The following is a 22,364-nucleotide window of genomic DNA, read 5'->3' on the forward strand; positions in this document are numbered from 1 at the left end:
ATCAGATCTCCGCTTCGGCCGCGCGCAGAAAGGCGCTTAGCTGTTTGAGTTTCTCCAGCAGCTCGTCGAAGGTCACGATCTCGACATCCTTGGAATTGCGCCGGAATAGCTCGAAAGACTTCTTCCGGTTATCGCCATCGGGCGTCTTGCCAATCACGAGGTAGCAATGCACGGCGTAGGACTCGATGTCGTAAAGCCGGGTGTTGTCCTTGATCTGGGCAATCTGCTTTTGAAACTGGTACCTCTGATCGAGCGCCTGATTGATCGAACCCGACAGGTCGGCCGACGGCGTGTAAACGCCATCGCGAAACGGTGTCTTGTTGAGAATCGACGTCTGTGGCGTCTTGATCTCGAAGATCGCCGTGTTGTTGGTCAGGCTGTTCTTCACCAGAAAATCAGTGATCTTCTCCCCGTCGCCCGACAGCTTGCGTCCACCGACCGATGCCTGGTCCCGCACCTTGATCACGGGATAGCCGAAGGCCATGTTCAGGATGAAGGGATTCTCGTTGAAGAAATCCTGCCAGCGACCTTCGACAAGGTTCCCGCCAAGCATCCCCTCATATCGGGTGATCAGGGCTTCAAGCGTCACCAGCTCGATGTCGCCGCGTAGCTTCGCCAGCTTCTCCGGCTGATCCTCGGCGATATCGGCGGCATGGCTGGTCAAGGCGCCGATCACGGCGTTCTGGTCTTCCTCGGACAACTCCTCTTTGCCCTCCGCCACGGCGGTGAAGAGCTTGCGATAGGGGTGTCGGCCTGTTTTCGGGTCCTGCTTCGGCACCCCGAGCCGTTCCGCGAGGATGTTGTGGGCAGCAGTCCATTTCACGGCACGGACAGCAGATTGCGCGTGGCGGTCAATCTTGTTCAGTTCGACGCGCGCCTGCTCGAAATCCTGTGTGGAGATGTAGAAGATCCCGTCGCCGTCCTGGGTGGGACCGGTGGCGTGTTTGTCGGTGATGACTATTTCGCTGCAATCCGACAGCGCTTCCACCGCATCGATGATGAATCGGTATGGCTTTGCGAGCCCAAGCCCGTAGGCGTAGTCCTTGGTGAAAGTGGGGGGTAGATTCTCCAGGACATCGCGCACGTCCTCCGGTGTCGAAGTCGCGTCCCAGCCGACCCCGGAGATGATGTCTGTGTCATCGAGAGTGATGCGCTCGATCTGGCCATATTTCGGCTTCAGGAAATCGGATCGGTCGCCGAATGTGCTGAGCGGATAGATCGTCAACAATTTGTGCTGGCCGTTGATCTCCAGTAGCTTGGTTCTGTAGCTATTGGCTTGCGCCGGGTCGAGCCTTGCCTCCACCAGACTCCGCTCGGGCGGTATGAAGTAGACCTCGACGAAGTTGGGATGGACCTCCTCGACCTCTAGGGTGCCATCGCTATCCGGGTCATGCTGTCGGAAACCGATCGCCATCAGTTAGCCTCCTCTTGAACTGGCAGCCGCCACTGGCCGGTGAGTAGCTTTTGCATCAGCCCGCGCTTTTGCGACTTGAGCGCCGCGACGGACTGGCCGAGCAGGTCGATCTCCTCGCGCAGGGCGTTGAGGTAGCGGGCGATGGCGGTTTGGGTGTGGAGGGCCGGCATTGGGATGGGGAGCGCCATGAGCTGGCTCTCAGAAATTTCCTTTTGCCCTGTGCCACCCATCACCCTCTCAATTTTCTTGTAATGGCTGGGGCGGCTCAGATAGAAAAAAACATACTCGGCAGAAGCCTTCTCCGGGTGGAAGCTAAGGCTCGTTATTGCACTCGATGCTAGTGACCCATTCAGGTCTTTCGGCACAATTCCGAAGCCCCCGTTATGGATGTTCTGTCTACCGACAAGAAGTTCACCTGCATTCCTTCTGAAAATGGGGCGGCCATTCTTTGTCGGTGCCTGCTTCTGTCGTTCGTTTTTTTCAATGCCTTTGCAGTAGAGCCTAACCAGAACGTAGACGTCATTGGCTTGCGGCGCTTCGGGAAGCTTCTGTGGTACGTAAGAGATGTCGCCGAGCCGGCATCTCCTTGGAGTCGTTCGATATTCCGAGAAAAGGCGCGACAGTTCGTGGCTGTAATGCCGCTCCTTTGCCGCGATCAGTTGCTCGGTCTTCTGGATGGCATCGTACCATTCAAGAAGTAGCGCGGCAATTGATGCTTGCTCAAGTATCGGAGGAACAACTACGGGGATCGACTCAACCGTTGATTGGTTGATCTTCTTCATGCTGCCACTTGTGCCGGTGGCATGCTGTCGAATGAACTTGATTGCCGCATCGCTCTGAAGATACGTCTCCAAGTAAGGCGGATTCACTTTTTCGCAGTCCGGACGAAACCTCATCATCAAGTCTGGATATGAGCAGTTCTCAAGCTCCCCACGGAAAACACCGACGCGGCCAACCTTGTCGAACGTGTTCGAACGGCTGATCAGGAAATCACCGGGCCGCAGCATGAACTTGTCGACAAGCGGATTGTTTGCGGGCGCGGGCTTAGGTTCAGACAGGTCAAGCCCGCGACCATCAAGTGCTGACAAACCGAGTACCCATTTGCCGGTTGGTAACTCGGGGCAGACTGGTGAGTAGCCATTGCGAGGTGTACCTTCTAGGAGCTCACCAAGCGGCACGATGTCGAACTTCCTGCGCTTCATTTCCTCTTCCCCCGCCCTTTGCCTTCCAGTTGCCGCTCGGTCTGTTCCAGCGCCGCGATATCCTCCGCATCCGCCGCCAACCGCGCCGCCTCGCGCCGATTGGCGTCGAAGCTCTCGTAGCGCTCCAGCGCCAGCTTCTCCGCCACATCTGCGCGCAGCTTGCCGGCGTGGCTCAGCACCTCGCGTTCGTTGAACTGCAAGAAGGCGTCGAGCTTGTCCTCCCAGTCGCGCATGCTCAGGGTGCGGCGGCGGCTTGCCTGGTCTTCGGCGTAGTCGAGGTACATGACGACGATGCGGTCCAGCGCCTCGATCTCGTCTTGGCTCAGGTAGTTCTTGGCGATGGTGACGTCCTGCTTGCGCACCCGGCCCCCGGCCCAAGTGCTCAGGCCCATGTGGGGCAGGGCGGGGTCGGCGCGACCGGCGATGAGCTCGGGCGCAGTGTGGCCGGTGACGGCCCACAGCATCTTGTTCTGCACCTTCTTGAAGAACAGTTGGGCGGCCTCGGACTGGCTGTCGTAGTCCACGGCGGTGGCGTAGATGTCGCGGATCTTCTGGTAGAAGCGTTTCTCGGACGCACGGATGTCGCGGATGCGCGCCAGCAGCTCGTCGAAGTAGTCCCAGCCGCCGGGCTCCTTGAGCCGGGCGTCGTCCAGCACGAAGCCCTTGACCAGGTACTCGCGCAGGTGGGTGGTGGCCCACTGGCGGAACTGGGTGCCGCGCGGGGAGCGCACCCGGTAGCCGACGGCCAGGATCAGGTCGAGGTTGTAAGCCTTTGTTTGGTAGTTCTTCCCGTCACTGGCAGTGGTCAAGTATTCCTTGACGACTGCCGGCGACAGCTCGCCCTCGGCCAGAATGTTCTTGATGTGCAGGCTGATGTTCTGTTTGGACGTGTCGAACAGGGTGGCCATTTCGAGCTGTGTCAGCCAGACGGTGCCGCCCTCGGCGCGCAACTGGATGGCAGTGCTGCCGTCATCCAAGGTGTAGAGGATCAGTTCGCCGCCGCTCATGGCTTCTTCCCTGCTTTCCTGGGCAATGGCGCAACGGGCGCTTCGGAAACCTCTGCGCCCGGGGGTGCCAGATGGGCCGGATGGGCCAGATGGGCCAGATGGTTTTCGGGGCTGATGACGGGCTGGCCCGACTTCGCCTCCAGTTCCTTGCGTGCATTGCCGGCCACTGCGCCTCCTTCCTTGGCGGCGGTCTTGTTCTGCTGGAACCCTTGCGCATCCTTGCGCTTGGCGATTTCGGTGGTGCTGGCCTCGCCGAGCATGGTGAAAATCAGCTCCAGATCGGTCATGTGATCGCGCAGGTTGGCGGCCTTGGCCTGCTCCAGACCCTTGAGCTTGCGGTGGTCCCCGGGCGTGACGCCAAAGGTGGCGCGGGCGATCTCGGCGGTGAGGATCGAGTATTCCCGGCCTTCATTGACGCCGCGCTGCTTCCATTCGTCGGTGAGGGCGCCGCGCACGGTGATGGAACGCAGGCGCTTCTCGATCCAGTCCTTGGGATAACCCTTGGACTCGTAGAGCGCGCGCGCCCGGGCACTGGCGAGTTCCGGGTCTTCGATCTCCTTGACGCGCTCGTAGCCCACCTGGGCGAGCCAGCGCTTGAACGGTTCGGCCTTGGGCGAGGGAATGGACTGGATGATGCGCAACAGACCTTCGGTGTTGGCACAATCGGTAATGCGTTGCTTGCCGTCCGGCGCAGACAGCTTCAACCCGTGACAAAACGTCACGACTTCGCTGGCCTCCGCCCCAAGCCGCTGCTTGAGTTTGCGCCAGTAGGCACCGGCATCGACGCTTTCGGTAAGGACCTGACAGACATCGACGACGGAGAACCACCACTCGTTCTGGTGCCAGGTGCGGCGGATGGCTTGCTCTTGGAAAACGATGATTCGGCCTTCGCTGCCCGGATTGGCTGCGGTGGCTTTCTTGCTCATACGCCCAGCTCCTTGAGGTACTGCTTCATCCGCGTGCGCACCTCGGCCAGCTCGCCCTCTAGGCGCTCGATCTCCTGCTCGACCGCGGCCACGTCGATCTCTTGCTCTTCCTCGAAGGTGTCCACGTAGCGCGGGATGTTGAGGTTGAAGTCGTTGTCGGCGATCTCCTGCAGGCTCGCGACATGGGCGTACTTGTCCACCGGCTGGCGAGCCCGGAAGGTGCCCAGCACCTTGGCCATGTGCTCGTCGAGCAGGGTGTTCTGGTTCTTGCCGCTCTGGTAGTCGCGGCTGGCGTCGATGAACAGCACGTCTTGGCAGTCTTCGCGGATGCCGCCCTTTTCGCGGGCACGATCGAACACCAGAATGGCGACCGGAATCGATGTAGTGGGAAACAAATTGCCCGGCAGCCCGATGACGGCATCGAGCAGGTTCTCCTCAATCAACGCGCGGCGGATGCGACCTTCGGCACCACCCCGGAACAGCACGCCGTGCGGCACCACCACGGCCACGCGGCCTTCTTGCGGCAGCGCGGTTTCGATCATGTGGGTGATGAAGGCGTAATCGCCCTTGGACTTGGGCGGCAATCCGCGCCAGAACCGGCTGTAGCGGTCGGCCTCGACTTCTGCACCGCCCCACTTGTCGAGGCTGAAGGGCGGGTTGGCCACCACCACGTTGAAGCGCATCAGGCGGTCGGCCTCTACCAGCGCCGGGCTGTTGATCGTGTCGCCCCATTCGATGCGGGCGGCGTCCTTGCCGTGCAGGAACATGTTCATGCGGGCCAGCGCCCAGGTGCTGCCGTTGACCTCTTGGCCGAACAGGGCGAAGTCGCGGCTGCCCTGCGCTTGCACCAGCGCGGCGACTTCGATCAGCAGGCCGCCGGCGCCGCAGGTGGGGTCGCAGATGCGATCCCCTGGCTTGGGCGCGGCCAGTTGCGCCAGCAGCTTCGATACCTGCTTGGGCGTGTAGAACTCGCCGGCCTTTTTGCCAGCGTCGGAGGCGAAGCGCTCGATCAGATAGATGTAGGTATCGCCGATCACGTCCTCGGACACGCGCGAGGGGCGCAGGTCGAGCTTGGCGAAGTCGTTGAGCAGGTTTTCCAGCCGACGATTGCGGTCCTTGGTCTTGCCGAGATTCGCTTCGCTGTTGAAGTCAATGTTACGAAACACGCCTTCGAGCTTGGCCTTGTTGGCCTCTTCGATGTGGTCGAGCACGATGTTGATCAGCTCGCCAAGGTTGGCGGCCTTGCGCCGCTCGTACAGCGCATGGAAGTCGGCCAGAAAGCGGTCGGTGACTGCGCCGCTCTTCTCGTCCTTGAACTCGACGTAGGGCAGGATGAAGCGTTCGCGCGCAAGCCGGCGGCGGATGCGCTCCTCGTCGTTGCCGTATTCTTTCTGGAACTCGGCGTAGTGGTCGGCCCACAGGTCGCTGATGTACTTCAGGAACAGCATCACCAGGATGTAGTCCTTGTACTGCGCCGGGTCGATGACGCCGCGAAAGGTGTCGCAGGCGGCCCAAGCGGTGTTGTTGACTTCTTGTTGGGTGAGCGGGTCGGTCATGGGGTGGCCCTTTCTGGCAATGGGTGGGCAAGTTTCATCAGCATGTGCATGGTCAGGCGCTGGCGCAGGGTGGCGATGCGGGCCAGCAGCATTTGTTCTTGTTCGGCCAAGGCAGCGGCTTGCACGATGCGCTGCTGCGCGGCCAGCGAAGGCAGCGCAACTTCCAGCGCCTTCAGCGCTTCGGCGCTTATCATCCGTACCGAGGTGCCCTCGGCCAGCGCTGCCAGTTGGGCCTGGGTGGCCGGCGCGTTGAGGTACCAGCACAGGTAGGCTGGCAACACACCATGGGGCCGGATCAGCAGCATGGGCGCCGAGAGCACGGCCCGATCGATGCCTTGCGCGACCAGCGCCACGCCATTGCTGCGGCCCCGCGAACGCAACAGCAGATCGCCCGCGCGCAGCAGGTGGTGGGTCTTGCCCTTGGGCAGCGTTACCCGGGTGGCCTCTTTGGTGTGCAGCAGGTTGGCGTCGTCGATGTCCTTCATCTGGATCACGGCGACATCGCCCTGCGGGTCGTGCTCGAGGCGCGACCGGAATGGGTAGCCCATCTGCACTTCAGCCAAGCCGCCAAGCTTCATGGTTGCAAAAACGCCGTTACGACAATCATCATGGACGCGATTTTAGGTGGCCAGATTGCGGATGTCAAGTAAAAGTAATAGCGTTACTACAAATTTTCTATTGCCCCCCTACCCTGCAAACCGCACAGGGAGCCTATCGCCGCAGCGGCAGCAAGGGCTATAGTCGAGGACCAGCACACCCCCACCCGGAGACTGCCCCATGGCCCAGATTTTTTACCTGACCCAGATCCAGATCGAGCTCGGCGCCCTGTGCCTGCTGGCCAGCGAGTGCGAGCGCGTCGGCATCGGGCGGCCCTTGATCGTTACCGACGCCGGGGTGCGCGCCGCCGGGCTGCTGGAGCGCGCCGTGGCGGCGCTGGGCCTAGGGGGCACCGCCCTGCCCCACGCGGTGTTCGATGCCACCCCCAGCAACCCGACCGAGGCCGCCGTTCGCGCCGCCGCTGCGGTCTATGGGCGCGAGCGCTGCGACGGCCTGATCGCGCTCGGCGGCGGCAGCGCCATCGACTGCGCCAAGGGCGTGGCGATTGCCGTAGCGCACCCGGGGCCGCTCAAAACCTATGCCACCATCGAGGGCGGATCGGCCAAAATCAGCGCCCAGGTGCCGCCCTTGATCGCTGTGCCCACCACCGCTGGCACCGGCAGCGAAGTGGCGCGCGGCGCGATCCTGATCGTGGACGACGGGCGCAAACTCGGCTTTCACAGTTGGCATTTGCTGCCCAAGGCGGCCATCCTCGACCCGGAGCTCACGCTCGGGCTGCCGCCGCTGCTCACCGCCGCCACTGGCATGGACGCGATCGCGCACTGCATGGAAACCTTCATGGCCAGCGCCTTCAACCCACCGGCCGACGGCATCGCGCTCGACGGGCTAGAGCGCGGCTGGGCGCACATCGAACGCGCCACCCGCGATGGGCAAGACCGCCAGGCGCGGCTGCAGATGATGAGCGCCAGCATGCAGGGCGCAATGGCCTTCCAAAAAGGGCTGGGCTGCGTGCACTCGCTCAGCCACAGCTTGGGTGGCGTGCTGCCACGGCTGCACCACGGCACCCTGAATGCGGTGTTTTTGCCCGCCGTGCTGGCCTTCAATGCCAGCGCCGCAGCGGTGCAGCAAGAGCGCCGCCTGGAGCGCATGGCGCAGGCCATGGGTTTGGGCACCGACGCACAAGCCCTAGGCCCGGCCATCCGCGCCCTGAACCAGCGCCTAGGCTTGCCCAGCGGGCTGGCGGCCATGGGCGTGGGCCGCGAGCTGTTTGAGCGCGTGATCGAAGGCGCCTTGGCCGACCACTGCCACAAAAGCAACCCGCGCCTGGCCAGCGCCGACGACTACCGCGCCCTGCTCGAAGCCTCGATGTAAACCGCGAGGCAAAACCGCTACAGCGGCCGCACCTGCGAGGGGTCGGGCCGTTGCAGCCAGGCGTCGAATTCGTCGGCCAACTGCTGGCTGGCCGAAGCCGCGCGGCTCCAAGCCTGCACCCGCGCCCCCAGATCGCTGCCGTAGCGCTCAAAATCGCTGCGATCGGGTAGCTTGCCGTGCGGCAGCGTGCGCAGCCAGTCCGGGTTGGGGGCCAGCACCAAGGTGCGGTCCAGAAACGCCGTGCTGCGATGGCGCCACTTGAGCGCCTTGTCGAGCCAGCCCGGCACCAGGTGGCGCTGAAAGTGCGGGTACAGCACCAGGCCGCGCTCGGGCCGCCAGTTCAGGTGCAAGTGGTAGTCGGTGATGCCGCCGTCCCAGTAGGCGCCGCGGGGCGCGCCGGCGATGTCGGGCACCGCCTGCATGGCAAACGGCACCGAGCAACTGGCTTGCAGCGCTGGCAGCAGGTTGCGCTCGTCAAGCCCAATCTGGCGCGTGCGCAAATCGGTGCTGGCAAAGGGCAAGGCCGCCCCCGGGGTCGAAAACACCACCCGCTCCAGCCACGCCCCCAGCGCTGGGCGGTGCAGCGCGTTGCTCAGCCAGGCCCCGAGGTAGCCCGCTGGGGTGAGCCAGCGCTGTTCGCGCCGCAGCACATGGCGGCCGCGCGAGGTGAGCACATGCAGCCGGTAGCGCGGGTGTGCCAGCACCTGCTGCAAGCGGCCGGCGTAAAAAAGCTGCAAATTGTGCGCAAAGCGCTCGCTCACGTGCGCCGCCGTGGGCCGTTTGCGCCCCGGCGGCAGCTCAAAGTGCTGGCGGATGTAGCCGTGCTCAAAGCGCTCGAAGGCCTGGGCGCAATCGTCCAAACAGGCCGTGGCCATGCGCCAAGCCCCGACCGAGGCCCCCACGAGGTCGATGGTCTGCGCGCTGTGCGCCAGCCAATGGCCAAAGATGAAGCGGTCCAGCGGCCCCAAAATCAGCCCCTTGGGGCCACCGGCAGCCCCGGCCACAATGCCCACGTCCTGCGCCTGCAAACCCTGGGTTTGCAAATGGCGCAGCGCGGCTGGGCCGGCGTAGAGGCGCAGCGCCTGCATGCCCGTGGCCATCAGAGCCCCGGCAGTTGATCCAGCCCGGCCACGTCGGGCGCAACCAGCAGGTCCGGGTCCAGCCCCAGCGCCTCGCCCACGTCGTCTGGGTAGTGGTCGATCAGCTCGTTGGGGTGGTTGCCCGCCAGCAGCAGGCGCGCGCGCCAGCTCGCTAGGTGCACCACCGCCGCCAGCGGTTCTTGTTCGGCCGCCGCCAGCGGCTCGGCGTGCTGTGCGATGGCTGTCACCAGCAGGCGCGGCAGGCGCCAGTGCTGCACCAGCGCGGCACCCGTTTCGGCGTAGCTGTAGCCCAGCGCCAGCCGTTGGGCGGCGGCGCGATCGAGCGCAAACACGCCCACGCGCTGGTTCAGGTCGGCCATGGCCTCGGGCAGCCCCATGTGCAGCACCAGCTCGCCCACGCCGTGCAGCAGGGCAGCGGTGAAAGCCAGGTTGGCGTCAAGCCGGCGCGGGGTGCAGACCAGCCGGGCCACGGTGGCGGCGGCAAAGCTGAAATGCCAGAATTTGTCTAGGTTGATGCCGCTCACGGCATGAAAGCTGGCATTCAGGGCGGCGGCGATGACCAGCGCGCGCACCTTGTTGAGCCCCAGCACCGTGATGGCCTCGCGCACCGTGCCGACCGGGCGCAGCAGCGCAAAAAAAGAGGAATTGGCCTGCCGCAGCAGGCGCGCCGTAAGCACCGGGTCGTGCTCGATGTCGCGTGCCAGCGCGTCGAAATCGACCTCATCGAGTCCAAAGGTCTGGATCAGCCTGGCCGCCAGTTCGGGCACCACCGGCAAACTCTGGGGCTGCTGCAGCAGCTCGTCGAGGCGCATGGCGACTCAGCCCAGAAAAGCCGACAACTCGCCCGCCGAGGTCCAGTCACTGGGGTCTTTATCGAGCACCATGTCAAGGTCCAGCCCCAGCAAAATCGCCACCACTTCGGGGAAGGTGGCCGCCATGCCCTCGCGGTCGAGGTTGATTTCTTGGGCGCGCGCGCGCCACGCTGCCATGTGCACGATGCCCGCCAGCGGTTCGTAAATGTCGCCCTCAAAGGGCAGCAACTGGTGCTGGAGCGCGCGCACGATCAACTCGGGGAAATCCCATTTGGCGGCAAAGGCGGCACTCACGTCGGCGTAGGTGTAGCCCAACACGGCGCGCTCGGCCTCGGCGCGCTTCATGTCGAAGGGCGAAACGCTCCAGTCGATGCGGGCGATTTCATCGGGCAGGCCGATGTGCAGCACCAAGTCGCCCACCGCATGCACCAAGCCCGCCGTGAAGGCCGCGCCCTCGTTTTGACGCATGCTGCGCGCCAGGGTGCGGCAAATTTTGGCGCTGTTGAGGCTGTAACGCCAAAATTGCTCCAGATTCACACCGGGCACGTTCTTGAAGCTGCGCCCCAGCGCCACCGCCTGCACCGTGGTGCGCAATTGGTTGAAACCCAAGATGTTGACGGCATCCTGCACACTCAAAATCTCGCGCGAGAGGCCAAAAAAGGCCGAATTGGCCAGCTTAAGCAAGCGCGCGGTGAGGGCCGGGTCGGTGCTGATGGACTCGCTGATGCGGAGTGCATCGGGCTCGTCTTTGTTGAGCTCGGCCGTCACCTCGGACACCACTCGTGGAATGCTGGGCAGTGCCTTGGCGTGGGCAAGGAGTTCTTCGAGTTGCATGGGGCGCTGAGTAGGGGAATCGTATGGCTGGGCAGTATAGTGGAGCGCCAAGGCTTGGCTGCATGGCGCGGGGACCACACTCAGCCCGACCGCAGGGCCGCGCGCAACTGCTCCCCCACCTGCGGCCGCTCGGCAAAGGGGTCGGGCGGGTTGCGGCCCTGCACGATCGCCTGCCAGCGCGCCTGCACGTTGCCCAGCGCCTGCGGGTGGCTGTAGAGGTAAAAGTCGCCGCTGTCGAGCGCGGCCATCACCTGGGCCGCCACTTCAGCCGCCGTCACCTTGCCGCTGCCCACGGCCTTGTCGCTCATGGCCTGCCCGATTAACTGACTGCGCGTGGGGGCCTCGGCGGCCCATTGGGCCGGGCGGTTGCGCTGGCTCTGGCTGATTCCAGTGGGCACGTAGTAGGGGCACAGAACGCTGGCGCGCACCTGCTGCGTCACCAGCGCCAAATCTTGGTACAGGGTCTCGCTTAGGGCCACCACGGCGTGCTTGCTCACGTTGTACACGCCCATATTGGGCGGCGTGAGCAGGCCGGCCATGCTGGCGGTGTTGACGATGTGGCCCCGGTAGGCTGGGTCGGCTGCGGCGGCGGCCAGCATCAGCGGCGTAAACACGCGCACACCGTGGATCACGCCCCAGAGGTTGACGCCCAGCACCCAGTTCCAATCGGCTACGCTGTTTTCCCACACCAGCCCGCCCGCGCCTACCCCGGCGTTGTTGAACACAAAGTGTGGCGCGCCAAAGCGCTGCTGCACCGCTGTGCCCAGGGCGTCCATGGCGGCGGCGTCTGACACGTCGAGCACCTGCGCCAGCGTCTGCACCCCCAGCGCGTCGAGTTCAGCCACGGCGCGTTGCAGGGCCTCGGCCTGCACATCCACCAGCACCAGCTTCATGCCCTGCTGCGCCGCCAGCCGCGCCACTTCCAGCCCAAAGCCCGAAGCGGCCCCGGTGATCAGCGCCACCTGGCCCTGCCTATGCATGTTCATTGCCTTGCCCTTTGGGTGCTCAAACCAGCCGCACCAGTTGCTTGCCAAAGTTCTGCCCCTTGAGCAGGCCCAAAAAGGCCGCCGGGGCCGATTCGATGCCCTGCGCGATGGTTTCGCGGGGCCGAAAACGCCCGCTGCCCACCAGTTGCCCGAGCTCGGCCAGCGCGGGCGGCCAGTCTTGCATGTGTTCGCTGACGATGAAGCCTTCTATGCGCAGGCGGTTGATCAGGATCAGCGCCGGGTTCAGCAGCGGCAGCGGCTGCCCCTCGTAGCCCGCGATCATGCCGCAGATGGCGATGCGGGCAAAGGCGTTGCTGCGCAGCAGCACGGCGTCGAGCACGGCCCCGCCGACGTTCTCGAAGTGCCCGTCGATGCCCTGCGGGCAGGCGGCCTTCAGGGCCTTGGCCAGCGCCAGGTGGTCGGGGTGCAGGCGGTGGTCGATGCAGTCGTCAAAGCCCAGTTCTTCGCGCACATAGGCGCATTTGTCCGGGCCGCCCGCAATGCCCACCACGCGGCAGCCGCGCGCCTTGGCCAGCACGCCCACTGCGCTGCCCACCGCCCCGCTGGCGGCGCTCACGGTCACGGTTTGGCCCGGTTGGGGGTTGATGATGCGCACCAGCCCATACCAGGCTGTGACGCCGGGCATGCCCACCGCGCCCAGGTAGTGACTCAGGGGTACGTGGGTGGGATCGACCCGTTGCAGCACACCGGCCTGCCCGGCATCGACCACGCTGTGCTGCTGCCAGCCACCCATGCCGACCACCCAGTCGCCCGGCTTGTAGCGGGGATGGCGGCTCTCCACCACTTCGCCCACGGTGCCGCCGATCATCACCTCATTGAGCGGCTGCGGCGCGGCGTAGCTCTTGCCCTCGTTCATGCGCCCGCGCATATAGGGGTCCAGGCTCAGGTAGTGGTGGCGCACGCGCACCTGGCCGTCTTGTAAGGGCTCAAAGGGCAGGGTTTCGAGCCGGAAATGCTCCAGGCCGGCTTGGCCTTGCGGGCGTGCGGCGAGCACGATGCGGGTGTTGGTGTTCATGTGAAATTTCCTTGTAGGCCATTGTTCGATTGAGCAACCCAGGGGCGCGGGAGGGGGTCAGACTGGGGGGGCTTTCAGCCGCCGACGACGGCGCTCACGCCGCCATCCACCGCCAGCCACTGGCCCGTGATGTGCTTGCCGGCGGCCGAGGCCAGCAGCAGCGTCAGGCCCTTGAGGTCTTCGTCGTCGCCCAGGCGGCCCAGCGGCGCGTGTGCGGCCAGCCGCTCCTCGCCCAGCGCCTCCAGCGTGCCGCGCGTCATGCGGCTGGGGAAAAAGCCCGGGCAAATGGCGTTGACGCGTATGCCGTGCGGCCCCCACTCGGCCGCCAGCGCGCGGGTGAAGTTGAGCACCGCCCCCTTGGAGGTGTTGTAGGCGATGGTGTTCATGCCGCGCGGGTTGCCACCCAAGCCCGCAATCGAGGCCAGGTTGATGATGCTGCCGCGCCGGCGCCCGATCATGCAGTGTTTGGCCAGATACTGGCTGAGCAGAAAATAGCCGCGCACGTTGAGGTTCATGACCTTGTCCCAGGCTTCGATGGGGTGCTCCTCGGCCGGTGCGCCCCAGGCGGCCCCGGCGTTGTTGACCAGCACATCGACCGCGCCCAGGCGCTGCAGCGCCTCGGCACCCAAACGCTCCAGATCGGCCTGCTTGGCGCAGTCGGCCACGATCCACTGCGCCTCAATGCCTTGGCCCTTGAGCTGCTGCGCCGCGGCTTCGAGCTCATCGCTCTTGCGCGCCACCAGCAGCAGGCGCGCGCCGGCCTCGCCCAGCGCCTGCGCCATTTGCAGCCCGAGGCCGCGCGAGCCTCCCGTCACCAGCGCCGTCTGGCCGCTGAGGTCGAACAATTGTTGCACCGTGCGTGTCATGGGTTTGGGTCTCCGTGTGGGTTGATCGAAACGAAGACCATAACCCAATCAGCCCTCGGGTGCTGACTCCTGCATGACACGGCAGACGCGCACGCCGTCGATGCGGCGCCCGTCGAGCCGCAGCACCTCGAAGCGCCAGCCCGCCACCTGCACCGCCTCGCCCACCTCCAGCAGCTCGCCGGCGACGGTCTGCATCAGGCCGCCCACGGTGTTGTAGCGCTCTTTGTCCTCGTCGGGCAATTCATCGATTTCCAGCCGCACCTTGAGCTCGTGCGCCGGCATCGCCCCATCGACCAGCCACGAGCCATCTGGCTGCGGCCTGGCCCAGGCGTTGAGCGGCGTCTCGGGCGAGAGCTCGCCGGTGATGGCCTCCAACAAATCCAGCGGCGTGAGCACGCCCTGCACCTCACCATACTCATCGACCACGAACACCATGCGCGTGGCGCGGGCGCGAAACTGCTCCAGCAGCTCCATGCCGCTCAGGGTTTCAGGGACAAAAATGGGGGCCTCGATCTGGCGCGACCAGTGTCCGGCCGGGTCGGGCCGATCCGCTTGATTGGCTAGCTCCCGCTGCGCCTGCGCCTGCTCCTGCGCCTGCCACGCCAGCGCCACCAACTGCGGCAAGTGGATCACGCCCAGCACCTCTTGCAACCCGCCACGGCAGACCGGGTACCACGAGTGCCCGCCCTGTTGCGCGCGCAGCAGCGCGGTGTGAACCGGGTCGGCGGCGTCTAACCACAGCACATCCGGGCGCGGCACCATGATCGAGGTCAGGGGCCGGTCGTCGAGCAAAAACACATTGCGCACCATGCGGTGCTCTTGCGCCTCGATGATGCCCGCGCCCACGCCCTCTTGCAGGCTGGCGTCGATTTCGGCCTCGGTCACTTGCTGCACCGCCTGGTTGTCGATGCGCAGCAGCTTGAGCACCCCGAGCGTGGTGTGGGTGAGCAGCCAGACAAAGGGTTTGGTCGCCTGCGCCACCACGGTCATGGGGCGCGCCATCCAGCGCGACACCGTCTCGGGGTAGAGTTGCCCGATGCGCTTGGGCACCAGTTCGCCAAACACGATGGTGATGAAGGTGATCACCAGCACCACAATGGCCGTGGCGCTCAGGCTGGCGCTGCCGTCCGAGAGCCCCCAACCGACCAGCACGGCGGCCAGATCGTCGCTAAAAGCCGCTTCGCCGACGATGCCGTTGAGCATGCCGATGGAGGTGATCCCCACCTGCACCGAGGACAAAAACTGGGTTGGGTTCTCCATCAGCCCGAGCGCGGTCTGAGACCCGCGGTCGCCGCTCTCGGCCATGGCCAGCAGCCGCGCCTTGCGGCTCGAAGCCAGCGCCAGCTCCGACATGGCAAAGGCGCCGTTGAGCAGCGTGAGGAACAGAATCAACAAGGCGTCCATAATCCAAAATTGTCCGTTGAGCACCCCGGCGGTGCTGTTTGTGAGTCCGCTTTATGCCAAACTACCTGATCGGCGACGTGCAGGGCTGCGACGCCGCGCTGCAGCGCTTGCTGCACAAAATCGATTTTTCGCCCAGCCGCGACACACTCTACCTGCTGGGGGATTTGGTGAACCGCGGCCCGGATTCGCTGGCCGTGCTGCGCCGCCTGCGCGCCCTTGAAGGCGCGGCGCAGTGCCTGCTGGGCAACCACGACCTGCACTTGCTGGCGGTGGCACACGGGGTGCGGCCACCCAGCCGCCACGACACCTTGGGCGCCGTGCTGCAAGCCCACGACCGCGCCGACCTGCTGCACTGGCTGCGCCAGCGCCCGCTGGCCTTGCAGGTGCAGGGCTGGCTGCTGGTGCACGCCGGCGTGCTGCCGCAGTGGACGGCGGCGCAAGCACTGGCCTTGGCCAACGAGGTGTCGGCCGTGCTGGCCAGCCCCGAAGGGCCGCGGTGGCTGCAACAGATGTACGGCAACCAGCCCGAGCGCTGGAGCAATGGGTTGCAAGGGGCCGAGCGCTGGCGCGTGATCGTCAATGCGCTCACCCGGCTGCGCTTTTGCACCCCCGAGGGCCGCATGGAGTTTGCCAGCAAAGACGGCTCCGCCGCCCCCCCGGCCGGCTACCTGCCGTGGTTCGAGGTGCCGGGTCGCCAGACGGCGGGCACCTCCATCGCCTTTGGTCATTGGTCCACCTTGGGGCTGTTGCAACGGCCAGATTTGCTGGCGCTCGACACCGGCTGCGTCTGGGGCGGCTGCCTGAGCGCGGCCCGGCTGCCTGCTGACGCGTCGGGGCTGGCAGCGCAGCTCATTGCCGTCGAGTGCCCGCAGGAGCAAAAACCGGGGCGTTGAAAGCCCCCTGAGCGATGAGTCGGGCGCACGACGCCCGACAGCTTGGCCGCGAGCATTGCGCCAGACGCTAAAAACCTGGCGGCTTAGGAGACCGGTTCGGGCTCGGGCTGGCGCTCGCATTCGGAGCCAACTGGCACCGGGGCCGCCGCCTTGAACAAGGCTGCCACCTTGCGCTTGGAGCGGATGAACGGCGACACCGAGCGCCCCCCCGTAGCCGTTTTGGCAGACTGAAGCTCCCACTCGGGTTTGGCCTCGGGTGCCAGCTTGGGCTGATACGGCTGCTCAAAGAAGGGGTCGGCGGCCGGGCGCGCTGCGCGCTGCGGCGGCGGGCGCAAGCTGCGCGCTTCGGCGCTGCCGCGCGGGTCGTGCCAGAGGCGCTGGCCGTCGTTGATGCGACCTGGGTCGCCACCGAAGCGGCGCCGGTCGGACTCCAACTCCAGCGGCTCCACCTCGACCTTTTTACCGAGCAGCTTTTCGAGCTCGGCCAGCGATTTGGTGTCGCGCCCGCAGACGAATGAAAAGGACAAGCCCGAGGCCCCAGCGCGCCCGGTGCGGCCGATTCGGTGCACATAGTCTTCGGCGTTGAAGGGCAGGTCGAAGTTAAACACCGCGGGCACGTCTTTGATGTCGAGCCCACGCGCCGCCACGTCGGTGCAGACCAGCAGTTGCACCTCGCCCTTTTTAAAGGAATCGAGCGCTTTCAGGCGTTCATCTTGGCTTTTGTCGCCGTGCAAAGCGGTGCTGTTGAGGCCGTCGTGCTCCAGCGAACGCGCCAGCCGCGCACAGCCGAGCTTGCTGTTGACGAACACAAAAGCCTGCCCAATTTCGCGCTCGCGCAGCACCTGCTTGAGCGCTTGCAGCTTGTCGTTCTCTTCGACGCGGAAAAACCGCTGCTCGATGGTGGCGGCGGTGGCATTGGAGCGCGCCACCTCGATGGTGACGGGGTCTTGCAGGTAGCTCGAGGCCAGGCGCTTGATTTCGGGCGAAAAGGTGGCCGAAAACAGCAAGGTGGTGCGCTGCTTGGGCAGGTAGGAGAGGATGCGCTGCAGATCGGGCAAAAAACCGATGTCGAGCATGCGGTCGGCCTCGTCGAGCACCACGTACTCGACCTGGTTGAGCACGCAGTTTTTGGCTTCGATGTGGTCGAGCAGCCGCCCTGGGGTGGCCACCAGCACCTCGACGCCGCGCTTGAGCTCAGCGGTTTGGGGCTTCATGTCCATGCCGCCAAACACCACCGTGCTGCGCAGCTCGGTGTATTTGGCGTAAAGCTCGATTTGCTGCGCCACCTGCACCGCCAGCTCACGCGTGGGCAGCAACACCAGTGCGCGCACCGGGTGCCGCGCTGGCGACGTGGAGCTGCTGGCGTGCTTGAGCAGGCGCTGCAGCAGCGGCAGCGAAAAGGCGGCGGTTTTGCCGGTGCCGGTCTGGGCCGCGCCCATCACGTCGCGGCCTTGCAGCACCACCGGTATCGCCTGCGCCTGGATCGGCGTCATGGAGGAAAAGCCGAGATCGGCCACGGCACGCGCCAAAGGCTCGGCCAGCGAAAGTTCAGAAAAAGCAGGATTCATCTAAGGCGGATTGTCGCACCACATCGTGACAAAGCAAAAAATCGAAAGCGGGCGTGTTGTTGCACGCCCACAAAGCCAGCCAAATGTGGCTTGGGCGGCAACTCAAGCAGCTGCGTAAGACGGCGCCTGGGCGCTGGTTGGGCGGCCTTGGAAATCGGTCCAGCAGCGCTGGGTGAAGTCGTAGAGCTTGCACTTGCGCGCGGTATCAAAGTACCAGCGCCAACTGAACTGCTGGATGATGATGCGCCCGGGCAGCATGTCTTCGAGTTTCTGTTGCGCTTCCTTGAGCTTGTACAGCGGCACGCTCATGTCCACGTGGTGCGCGGTGTGCTCCATGATGTGGTGCACCAGCGCCCCGATGCGGTAAGGGAACTGCAGGTGCACCGTGGTCGAGACGAAGGGCGCCGCCTTGGCCCACAGGTGCTTGTCGTCGTGCCACTGCACACTGGTGTGGGTGTGGTGCACGTAGACCACGAAGCCAATCATGGCGTTCCAGAACAAAAACGGCAGCACAAAGCCCATGACGATCAGCAGCCAAATCGGCTGCCCGGTGGCCACGGCCGCCCACACCAAGCCCGCGTTCCAGAGCAGCGCCACTGCCGAGACGAACACCCCGTCCCAGACGAACTCCGAGCGCTGCGTGCCCATATAGGTTTTGCGCGGGAAGAACATGCGCAGCCACCACATTTCGATCAGGTAGTACAGCGCCGGACCCCAGCCACTGCGGTAGATGCGCTCCAAGGCGCGGCGGCCGGGCGAGAGGGCCTCGAACTCGGCCTTGCTCAGGGGGGCCCAGACGAAATCCACCCCCTTGAGGTTGGTGTAGCCGTGGTGCACCACGTTGTGGCCCACTTCCCACAGGCTGTAGGGCGTGAGGGAGGGGATCATGGCGATGCGCCCCAGCACCCGGTTCAGACCCCGGTGCGGGGTGTAGCTCTGGTGGCAGGCGTCGTGCCCGATGATGAACAAGCGCCCGATCACAAAACCCGCCGCCAACGCACACAGCAGCTTGGCCCACCAGGCTTGCAGCAAGATGGTGCCGGCGATCAGGGCGGCAAAAATGGCCCAATCGAGCACCAGCAGCGCCACCGCAACGGCGGTGCGTCGCTCGGCCAGCGGCGTGATCCAGCCGCGAATGACCTTGCGGTGCGGCAGCGGCGCCCCGACGGGGACAGGGCGCTCGGAGGCAGCAGCGGCTGCACCGGCGGTAGCTTGGAGCGGCTGCGCGCCGCTGAGGGGATCTGGTGAAGTGTGCATCGATGAACGCAGGGGTTAAAAACGCCCGATCGGACGGCGCGTGGGACTCGCCTAGGCAACTACCGACTAGACCTAGGCATTTTATTGCGTTCTAACCTACAGCAACTTGACAGGCCGCAAAGACATCAAAACGCTCCTGTCCTACTCTACACGACAATCGGCTTCCTGGCTATAATCTTGGGTTTTGCTGGCAACATCCACAAACAACTTAAGGAATTCACACATGGCCACCAAGCCCAAGAAAAAGAACCCGCGCTTGGCGTCTGGGCGCAAACGCGCACGTCAAGACGTCAAGCTCAACGCCGCCAACACCTCGCTGCGTTCCCAATACCGCACCGCCGTCAAGAAGGTCGAAAAGGCCGTTTTGGCTGGCGACAAAACCCAAGCCTCTGCGCTCTTTGCCCAGATGCAAGGCGTGGTGGACTCGATTGCCGACAAGGGCATTTTCCACAAAAACAAGGCCGCTCGCGACAAGAGCCGCCTGTCGGCCAAGGTCAAAGCCCTAGCCAGCACCGCAGCGGCCTGAGCCAAACTCAGACCGACCGCCCAGGCTTGGGGGCCGCTAGTCCCCCTGCACAGCCTGCCGTTTGAACCGGGTGCGCTGCCAGCAAATCCCGCTCGATCGCAAAAAACCGCCACCGGCCCCGTGCCTGCTGGCGGTTTTTTCTTGGGCTGTGCTCAGGCCTGCGCTTGGAGCGCGTCGGGCTCTGGCGGGGCGGTGGATAGCCCGCTATGGGGCGGGTGCGCTGGGTGCTGTTTGATCAGCGGCAGCGTCGGGCAGCAGGCAGGCCTCGACCACTTGCAAATCGTTGTCGCGCGCAAAACCGAGCACGAAATCCCACGCCATCGGGTCGTAGTCGCGCAAAGCGGTGTTCAGCACCACACACTTGACGCCATTGATGACCTTGGGTATGCACCAGGGCGAGTACCCCAAGTGCGCACCCGGCACCCGCCCCGCCGGGTGAAAAGGGCTCATCACGCCAGACAGCCGCTCGGCCCAGTCGCTCGGACGAAAAGGCTTGCCGTTGCGGGTCAGGCCCTGGATAAAGACTTCATTGGCGCTCGGAGAGACCATGGGGGTACTGGCCCAAAAAGGATGGCGCACCAGCCGCCGCCGAGGATCGCTCGCCGCACAGGGTGCACCGGTTGAGACCGATGGGTAATGCGAAGTATTCTATCTTATATAAGACTTGGTGGTTGCGGACGCCCGCTGCTCGCGCAGCAGCGCCTACAATGAACCCCGCTGCGCCCGGCCGGCTTGGCTGCGCGCCTGCTCCGCCCTTGTGGGCGCCCCCTTTTTTCAGCAACCCTTTTTTCGTCCAGGACCCGATCCATGCTCCCAGCCGCCCCGGTTCAACCGCACGTCATGAACACCTATGGCCGGGTGCCGATTGAGCTCTCCCACGGCCAGGGCTGCCGGGTTTGGGATGTGCACGGCAAGGCCTATTTGGACGCGCTGGGCGGCATCGCCGTCAACACGCTCGGGCACGCGCACCCCAAGCTGGTGCCGGCGCTGCAAGCGCAGATCGGCCGCCTGATGCACATCAGCAACTACTACTACCACGCCGCCGCAGAAGAGCTGGCGCAGATGCTGGTGCAGCGCTCGGGCCTGAGCAATGTGTTTTTCTGCTCCAGCGGGCTGGAGGCCAACGAGGCTGCGCTCAAGCTGGCGCGCAAGTTTGGCCACGACAAGGGCATCGCCCGGCCCGAGATTGTGGTCTATGAAAAGGCCTTTCACGGCCGCTCGATTGCCACCCTGAGCGCGACCGGCAACCCCAAGGTGCAGGCCGGTTTCGGGCCGCTGCTGGAGGGCTTCATTCGGGTGCCGCTCAACGACGTCGAGGCGATCCGCCGCGCCACCGTGGGCAACCCCAACGTGGTGGCGGTGTTCCTGGAGGCCATCCAAGGCGAAGGCGGCGTCAACCCGGCCAGCGCCGAGTACCTCCAGCAGGTGCGCGCCCTGTGCGACGCCCACGACTGGCTGCTGATGATCGACGAGGTGCAGTGCGGCATGGGGCGCACCGGCAAGTGGTTTGCACACCAGTGGGCCGGCATCTTGCCCGATGTGATGCCGCTGGCCAAGGGCCTGGGCTCGGGGGTGCCGATCGGGGCCGTGGTGGCGGGCCCCAAGGCGGCGCAGTTGTTCCAGCCCGGCAACCACGGCAGCACCTTTGGCGGCAACCCGCTGGCGCTGCGGGCGGGCATCGAAACCATCCGCATCATGGAAGAAGACGGGCTGCTGGAGCACGCCGCCCGGGTGGGCTTTCAGTTGCAAACGCTGTTGAGCACGCAGTTGATGCGCGTGCCCGGCGTGCGCGAGGTGCGCGGCAAGGGGCTGATGATCGGCATCGAGCTCGACCGCCCCTGCGCCGCGCTGGTGAACCGCTGCGCCGAGGCCGGGCTGCTGATCAGCGTCACCGCCGACCGCGTGATCCGCTTGGTGCCACCGCTGATTTTGAGCGGGGCCGAGGCCGACGAGATCGCTGCCCTGCTGGTGCCGCAGATCAAGGCCTTTCTGGCCGAAACAGCGGCGGCTGCGGCCTAAAACCGCGCCCTGCACCGCCCTGCCTTGCACCCCCCTTCACGCCCTTGGAACCCGCGCCCATGAACCCCGCCGCCCCGCCGCTCAAGCACTACCTGCAATTCAAGGATTTCACGGCCGCCGAGTACGCCTACCTGTTCGAGCGCACCTGGCTGATCAAGCGCAAGTTCAAAACCTACCAAAAGCACCACAGCCTGTGCGACCGCACGCTGGCCATGATTTTCGAGAAAGCCAGCACGCGCACCCGGGTCAGCTTCGAGGCCGGCATGTACCAGATGGGCGGCAGCGTGGTGCACCTGACCACCGGCGACAGCCAGCTCGGGCGCGCCGAACCCATCGAAGACAGCGCGCGCGTGATCAGCCGCATGACCGATCTGGTGATGATCCGCACCTACGAGCACAGCAAGATCGAGCGCTTTGCGGCGCATTCGCGGGTACCAGTGATCAACGGCCTGACGAACGAATACCACCCCTGCCAGATTTTGGCCGACCTGTTTACCTGGCTCGAACACCGGGCCGCCCGCGCCGATGGCGGCATCGACGTCGGCGCGCTGCGCGGCATTCGCGTGGCCTGGGTGGGCGACGGCAACAACATGGCCAACACCTGGGTGCAGGCGGCGCAGGTGCTGGGCTTCAAGGTGCATGTGAGCACGCCCAGCGGCTACGCCATCCGGCCCGAGGTGGCCGGTGTGAGCGCCGACGACGCCTGCTGGCAGGCCTTAGCCGACCCGCTGCAAGCCTGCGCCGGAGCCGATCTGGTGACCACCGACGTCTGGACCAGCATGGGCTTCGAGGCCGAAAACGAGGCCCGTCGGCAGGCCTTCGCCGCCTGGTGCGTAACCCCGGCGCTGATGGCGCAAGCCCACCCCGAGGCGCTGTTCATGCACTGCCTGCCCGCGCACCGGGGCGAGGAAGTGGCGGCCGAGGTGATCGATGGGCCGCAGAGCGTGGTCTGGGACGAGGCCGAAAACCGCATGCACGTGCAAAAAGCCCTGATGGAATACCTGCTGCTGGGGCGGCTGTAAGCCCCAT

At 65.1% G+C, this 22,364-nt stretch carries 21 protein-coding genes; 5 read left to right on the forward strand and 16 right to left on the reverse strand.

Translation table 11 applies throughout. The features are described 5' to 3' along the window. Nucleotide 1: 1 nt before the first annotated feature. From SRAH_RS05305 to SRAH_RS05330, 6 genes are read right to left on the reverse strand one after another with little or no spacing between them, the layout of a single operon-like run. A complete protein-coding gene (locus SRAH_RS05305) occupies nucleotides 2-1,414 on the reverse strand; it encodes a Shedu immune nuclease family protein (protein WP_029462311.1) in 1,413 nt (470 codons plus the stop codon). After that, nucleotides 1,414-2,616, reverse strand: coding sequence for a restriction endonuclease subunit S (locus tag SRAH_RS05310; protein ID WP_082210076.1), 1,203 nt, complete (start codon nucleotides 2,614-2,616; stop codon nucleotides 1,414-1,416). The genes SRAH_RS05305 and SRAH_RS05310 overlap by 1 nt, the downstream gene beginning before the upstream one ends. Continuing rightward, nucleotides 2,613-3,623 carry a virulence RhuM family protein gene (locus SRAH_RS05315; protein ID WP_029462313.1) on the reverse strand — a complete coding sequence of 337 codons (1,011 nt, stop codon included), beginning with the start codon at nucleotides 3,621-3,623 and terminating at the stop codon, nucleotides 2,613-2,615. Before SRAH_RS05315 ends, SRAH_RS05310 begins: the two co-directional genes overlap by 4 nt. Then, nucleotides 3,620-4,549 carry a BRO-N domain-containing protein gene (locus SRAH_RS05320; RefSeq protein ID WP_076606989.1) on the reverse strand — a complete coding sequence of 310 codons (930 nt, stop codon included), beginning with the start codon at nucleotides 4,547-4,549 and terminating at the stop codon, nucleotides 3,620-3,622. The genes SRAH_RS05315 and SRAH_RS05320 overlap by 4 nt, the downstream gene beginning before the upstream one ends. After that, entirely contained in the window at nucleotides 4,546-6,105 is a 1,560-nt protein-coding gene (locus SRAH_RS05325; protein WP_029462315.1) for a type I restriction-modification system subunit M, read from the reverse strand. Before SRAH_RS05325 ends, SRAH_RS05320 begins: the two co-directional genes overlap by 4 nt. After that, the gene (locus tag SRAH_RS05330; protein WP_029462316.1) at nucleotides 6,102-6,683 is read right to left on the reverse strand and encodes a restriction endonuclease subunit S; all 582 of its coding nucleotides are present in this window, start codon (nucleotides 6,681-6,683) and stop codon (nucleotides 6,102-6,104) included. Before SRAH_RS05330 ends, SRAH_RS05325 begins: the two co-directional genes overlap by 4 nt. A gap of 199 nt (nucleotides 6,684-6,882) precedes the next feature. Here SRAH_RS05330 and gbd point away from each other — a divergent pair, with 199 nt between their 5' ends. Beyond that, on the forward strand, nucleotides 6,883-8,034 hold the full coding sequence (gbd, locus tag SRAH_RS05335; protein WP_029462317.1) for a 4-hydroxybutyrate dehydrogenase: 1,152 nt from the start codon (nucleotides 6,883-6,885) through the stop codon (nucleotides 8,032-8,034). 17 nt (nucleotides 8,035-8,051) lie between these two features. Here the strand turns inward: gbd and SRAH_RS05340 are convergent, their stop codons facing one another. From SRAH_RS05340 to SRAH_RS05370, 7 genes are all read right to left on the reverse strand, one after another. Next, nucleotides 8,052-9,122, reverse strand: coding sequence for a patatin-like phospholipase family protein (locus SRAH_RS05340; RefSeq protein WP_029462318.1), 1,071 nt, complete (start codon nucleotides 9,120-9,122; stop codon nucleotides 8,052-8,054). 11 nt (nucleotides 9,123-9,133) lie between these two features. Beyond that, nucleotides 9,134-9,946, reverse strand: a complete 813-nt coding sequence (locus SRAH_RS05345; RefSeq protein WP_045476280.1) for an HDOD domain-containing protein — start codon at nucleotides 9,944-9,946, stop codon at nucleotides 9,134-9,136. A gap of 6 nt (nucleotides 9,947-9,952) precedes the next feature. Beyond that, a complete protein-coding gene (locus tag SRAH_RS05350) occupies nucleotides 9,953-10,780 on the reverse strand; it encodes an HDOD domain-containing protein (RefSeq protein WP_029462320.1) in 828 nt (275 codons plus the stop codon). Nucleotides 10,781-10,860: 80 nt separating this feature from the next. After that, complete coding sequence (locus SRAH_RS05355) at nucleotides 10,861-11,766, reverse strand: SDR family oxidoreductase (protein ID WP_029462321.1); 906 nt, start codon at nucleotides 11,764-11,766, stop codon at nucleotides 10,861-10,863. A gap of 19 nt (nucleotides 11,767-11,785) precedes the next feature. Further along, a complete protein-coding gene (locus tag SRAH_RS05360; protein ID WP_029462322.1) occupies nucleotides 11,786-12,802 on the reverse strand; it encodes an NADP-dependent oxidoreductase in 1,017 nt (338 codons plus the stop codon). 74 nt (nucleotides 12,803-12,876) lie between these two features. Further along, complete coding sequence (locus tag SRAH_RS05365; protein WP_029462323.1) at nucleotides 12,877-13,668, reverse strand: SDR family oxidoreductase; 792 nt, start codon at nucleotides 13,666-13,668, stop codon at nucleotides 12,877-12,879. Between the two features lie 48 nt (nucleotides 13,669-13,716). Beyond that, complete coding sequence (locus SRAH_RS05370; protein WP_029462324.1) at nucleotides 13,717-15,072, reverse strand: hemolysin family protein; 1,356 nt, start codon at nucleotides 15,070-15,072, stop codon at nucleotides 13,717-13,719. 53 nt (nucleotides 15,073-15,125) lie between these two features. On the opposite strand from SRAH_RS05370, the gene SRAH_RS05375 reads away from it, so the two are divergent. Continuing rightward, a complete protein-coding gene (locus tag SRAH_RS05375; RefSeq protein WP_029462325.1) occupies nucleotides 15,126-15,965 on the forward strand; it encodes a symmetrical bis(5'-nucleosyl)-tetraphosphatase in 840 nt (279 codons plus the stop codon). 83 nt (nucleotides 15,966-16,048) lie between these two features. Here the strand turns inward: SRAH_RS05375 and SRAH_RS05380 are convergent, their stop codons facing one another. Continuing rightward, a complete protein-coding gene (locus SRAH_RS05380) occupies nucleotides 16,049-17,533 on the reverse strand; it encodes a DEAD/DEAH box helicase (RefSeq protein ID WP_045476283.1) in 1,485 nt (494 codons plus the stop codon). A gap of 102 nt (nucleotides 17,534-17,635) precedes the next feature. After that, nucleotides 17,636-18,790 (reverse strand): fatty acid desaturase, encoded by a 1,155-nt coding sequence (locus SRAH_RS05385; protein WP_082210077.1) that lies wholly within the window; start codon nucleotides 18,788-18,790, stop codon nucleotides 17,636-17,638. Nucleotides 18,791-19,013: 223 nt separating this feature from the next. Between SRAH_RS05385 and rpsT the strand changes: the two genes are divergently transcribed. Continuing rightward, complete coding sequence (rpsT, locus tag SRAH_RS05390; protein WP_029462328.1) at nucleotides 19,014-19,316, forward strand: 30S ribosomal protein S20; 303 nt, start codon at nucleotides 19,014-19,016, stop codon at nucleotides 19,314-19,316. A 204-nt stretch (nucleotides 19,317-19,520) separates the two neighbouring features. On the opposite strand, the gene SRAH_RS05395 is transcribed toward rpsT, so the two are convergent. Beyond that, entirely contained in the window at nucleotides 19,521-19,865 is a 345-nt protein-coding gene (locus tag SRAH_RS05395) for a DUF3579 domain-containing protein (protein ID WP_029462329.1), read from the reverse strand. Between the two features lie 258 nt (nucleotides 19,866-20,123). Here SRAH_RS05395 and SRAH_RS05400 point away from each other — a divergent pair, with 258 nt between their 5' ends. Together SRAH_RS05400 and argF are read left to right on the forward strand one after the other, a co-directional pair. Next, the gene (locus SRAH_RS05400) at nucleotides 20,124-21,335 is read left to right on the forward strand and encodes an aspartate aminotransferase family protein (protein ID WP_029462330.1); all 1,212 of its coding nucleotides are present in this window, start codon (nucleotides 20,124-20,126) and stop codon (nucleotides 21,333-21,335) included. A gap of 59 nt (nucleotides 21,336-21,394) precedes the next feature. Then, nucleotides 21,395-22,357 (forward strand): ornithine carbamoyltransferase, encoded by a 963-nt coding sequence (gene argF / locus SRAH_RS05405; RefSeq protein WP_029462331.1) that lies wholly within the window; start codon nucleotides 21,395-21,397, stop codon nucleotides 22,355-22,357. Nucleotides 22,358-22,364: the final 7 nt, after the last annotated feature.

This window comes from Serpentinimonas barnesii (genome assembly GCF_000696225.1).
Taxonomy (GTDB): domain Bacteria; phylum Pseudomonadota; class Gammaproteobacteria; order Burkholderiales; family Burkholderiaceae_C; genus Serpentinimonas; species Serpentinimonas barnesii.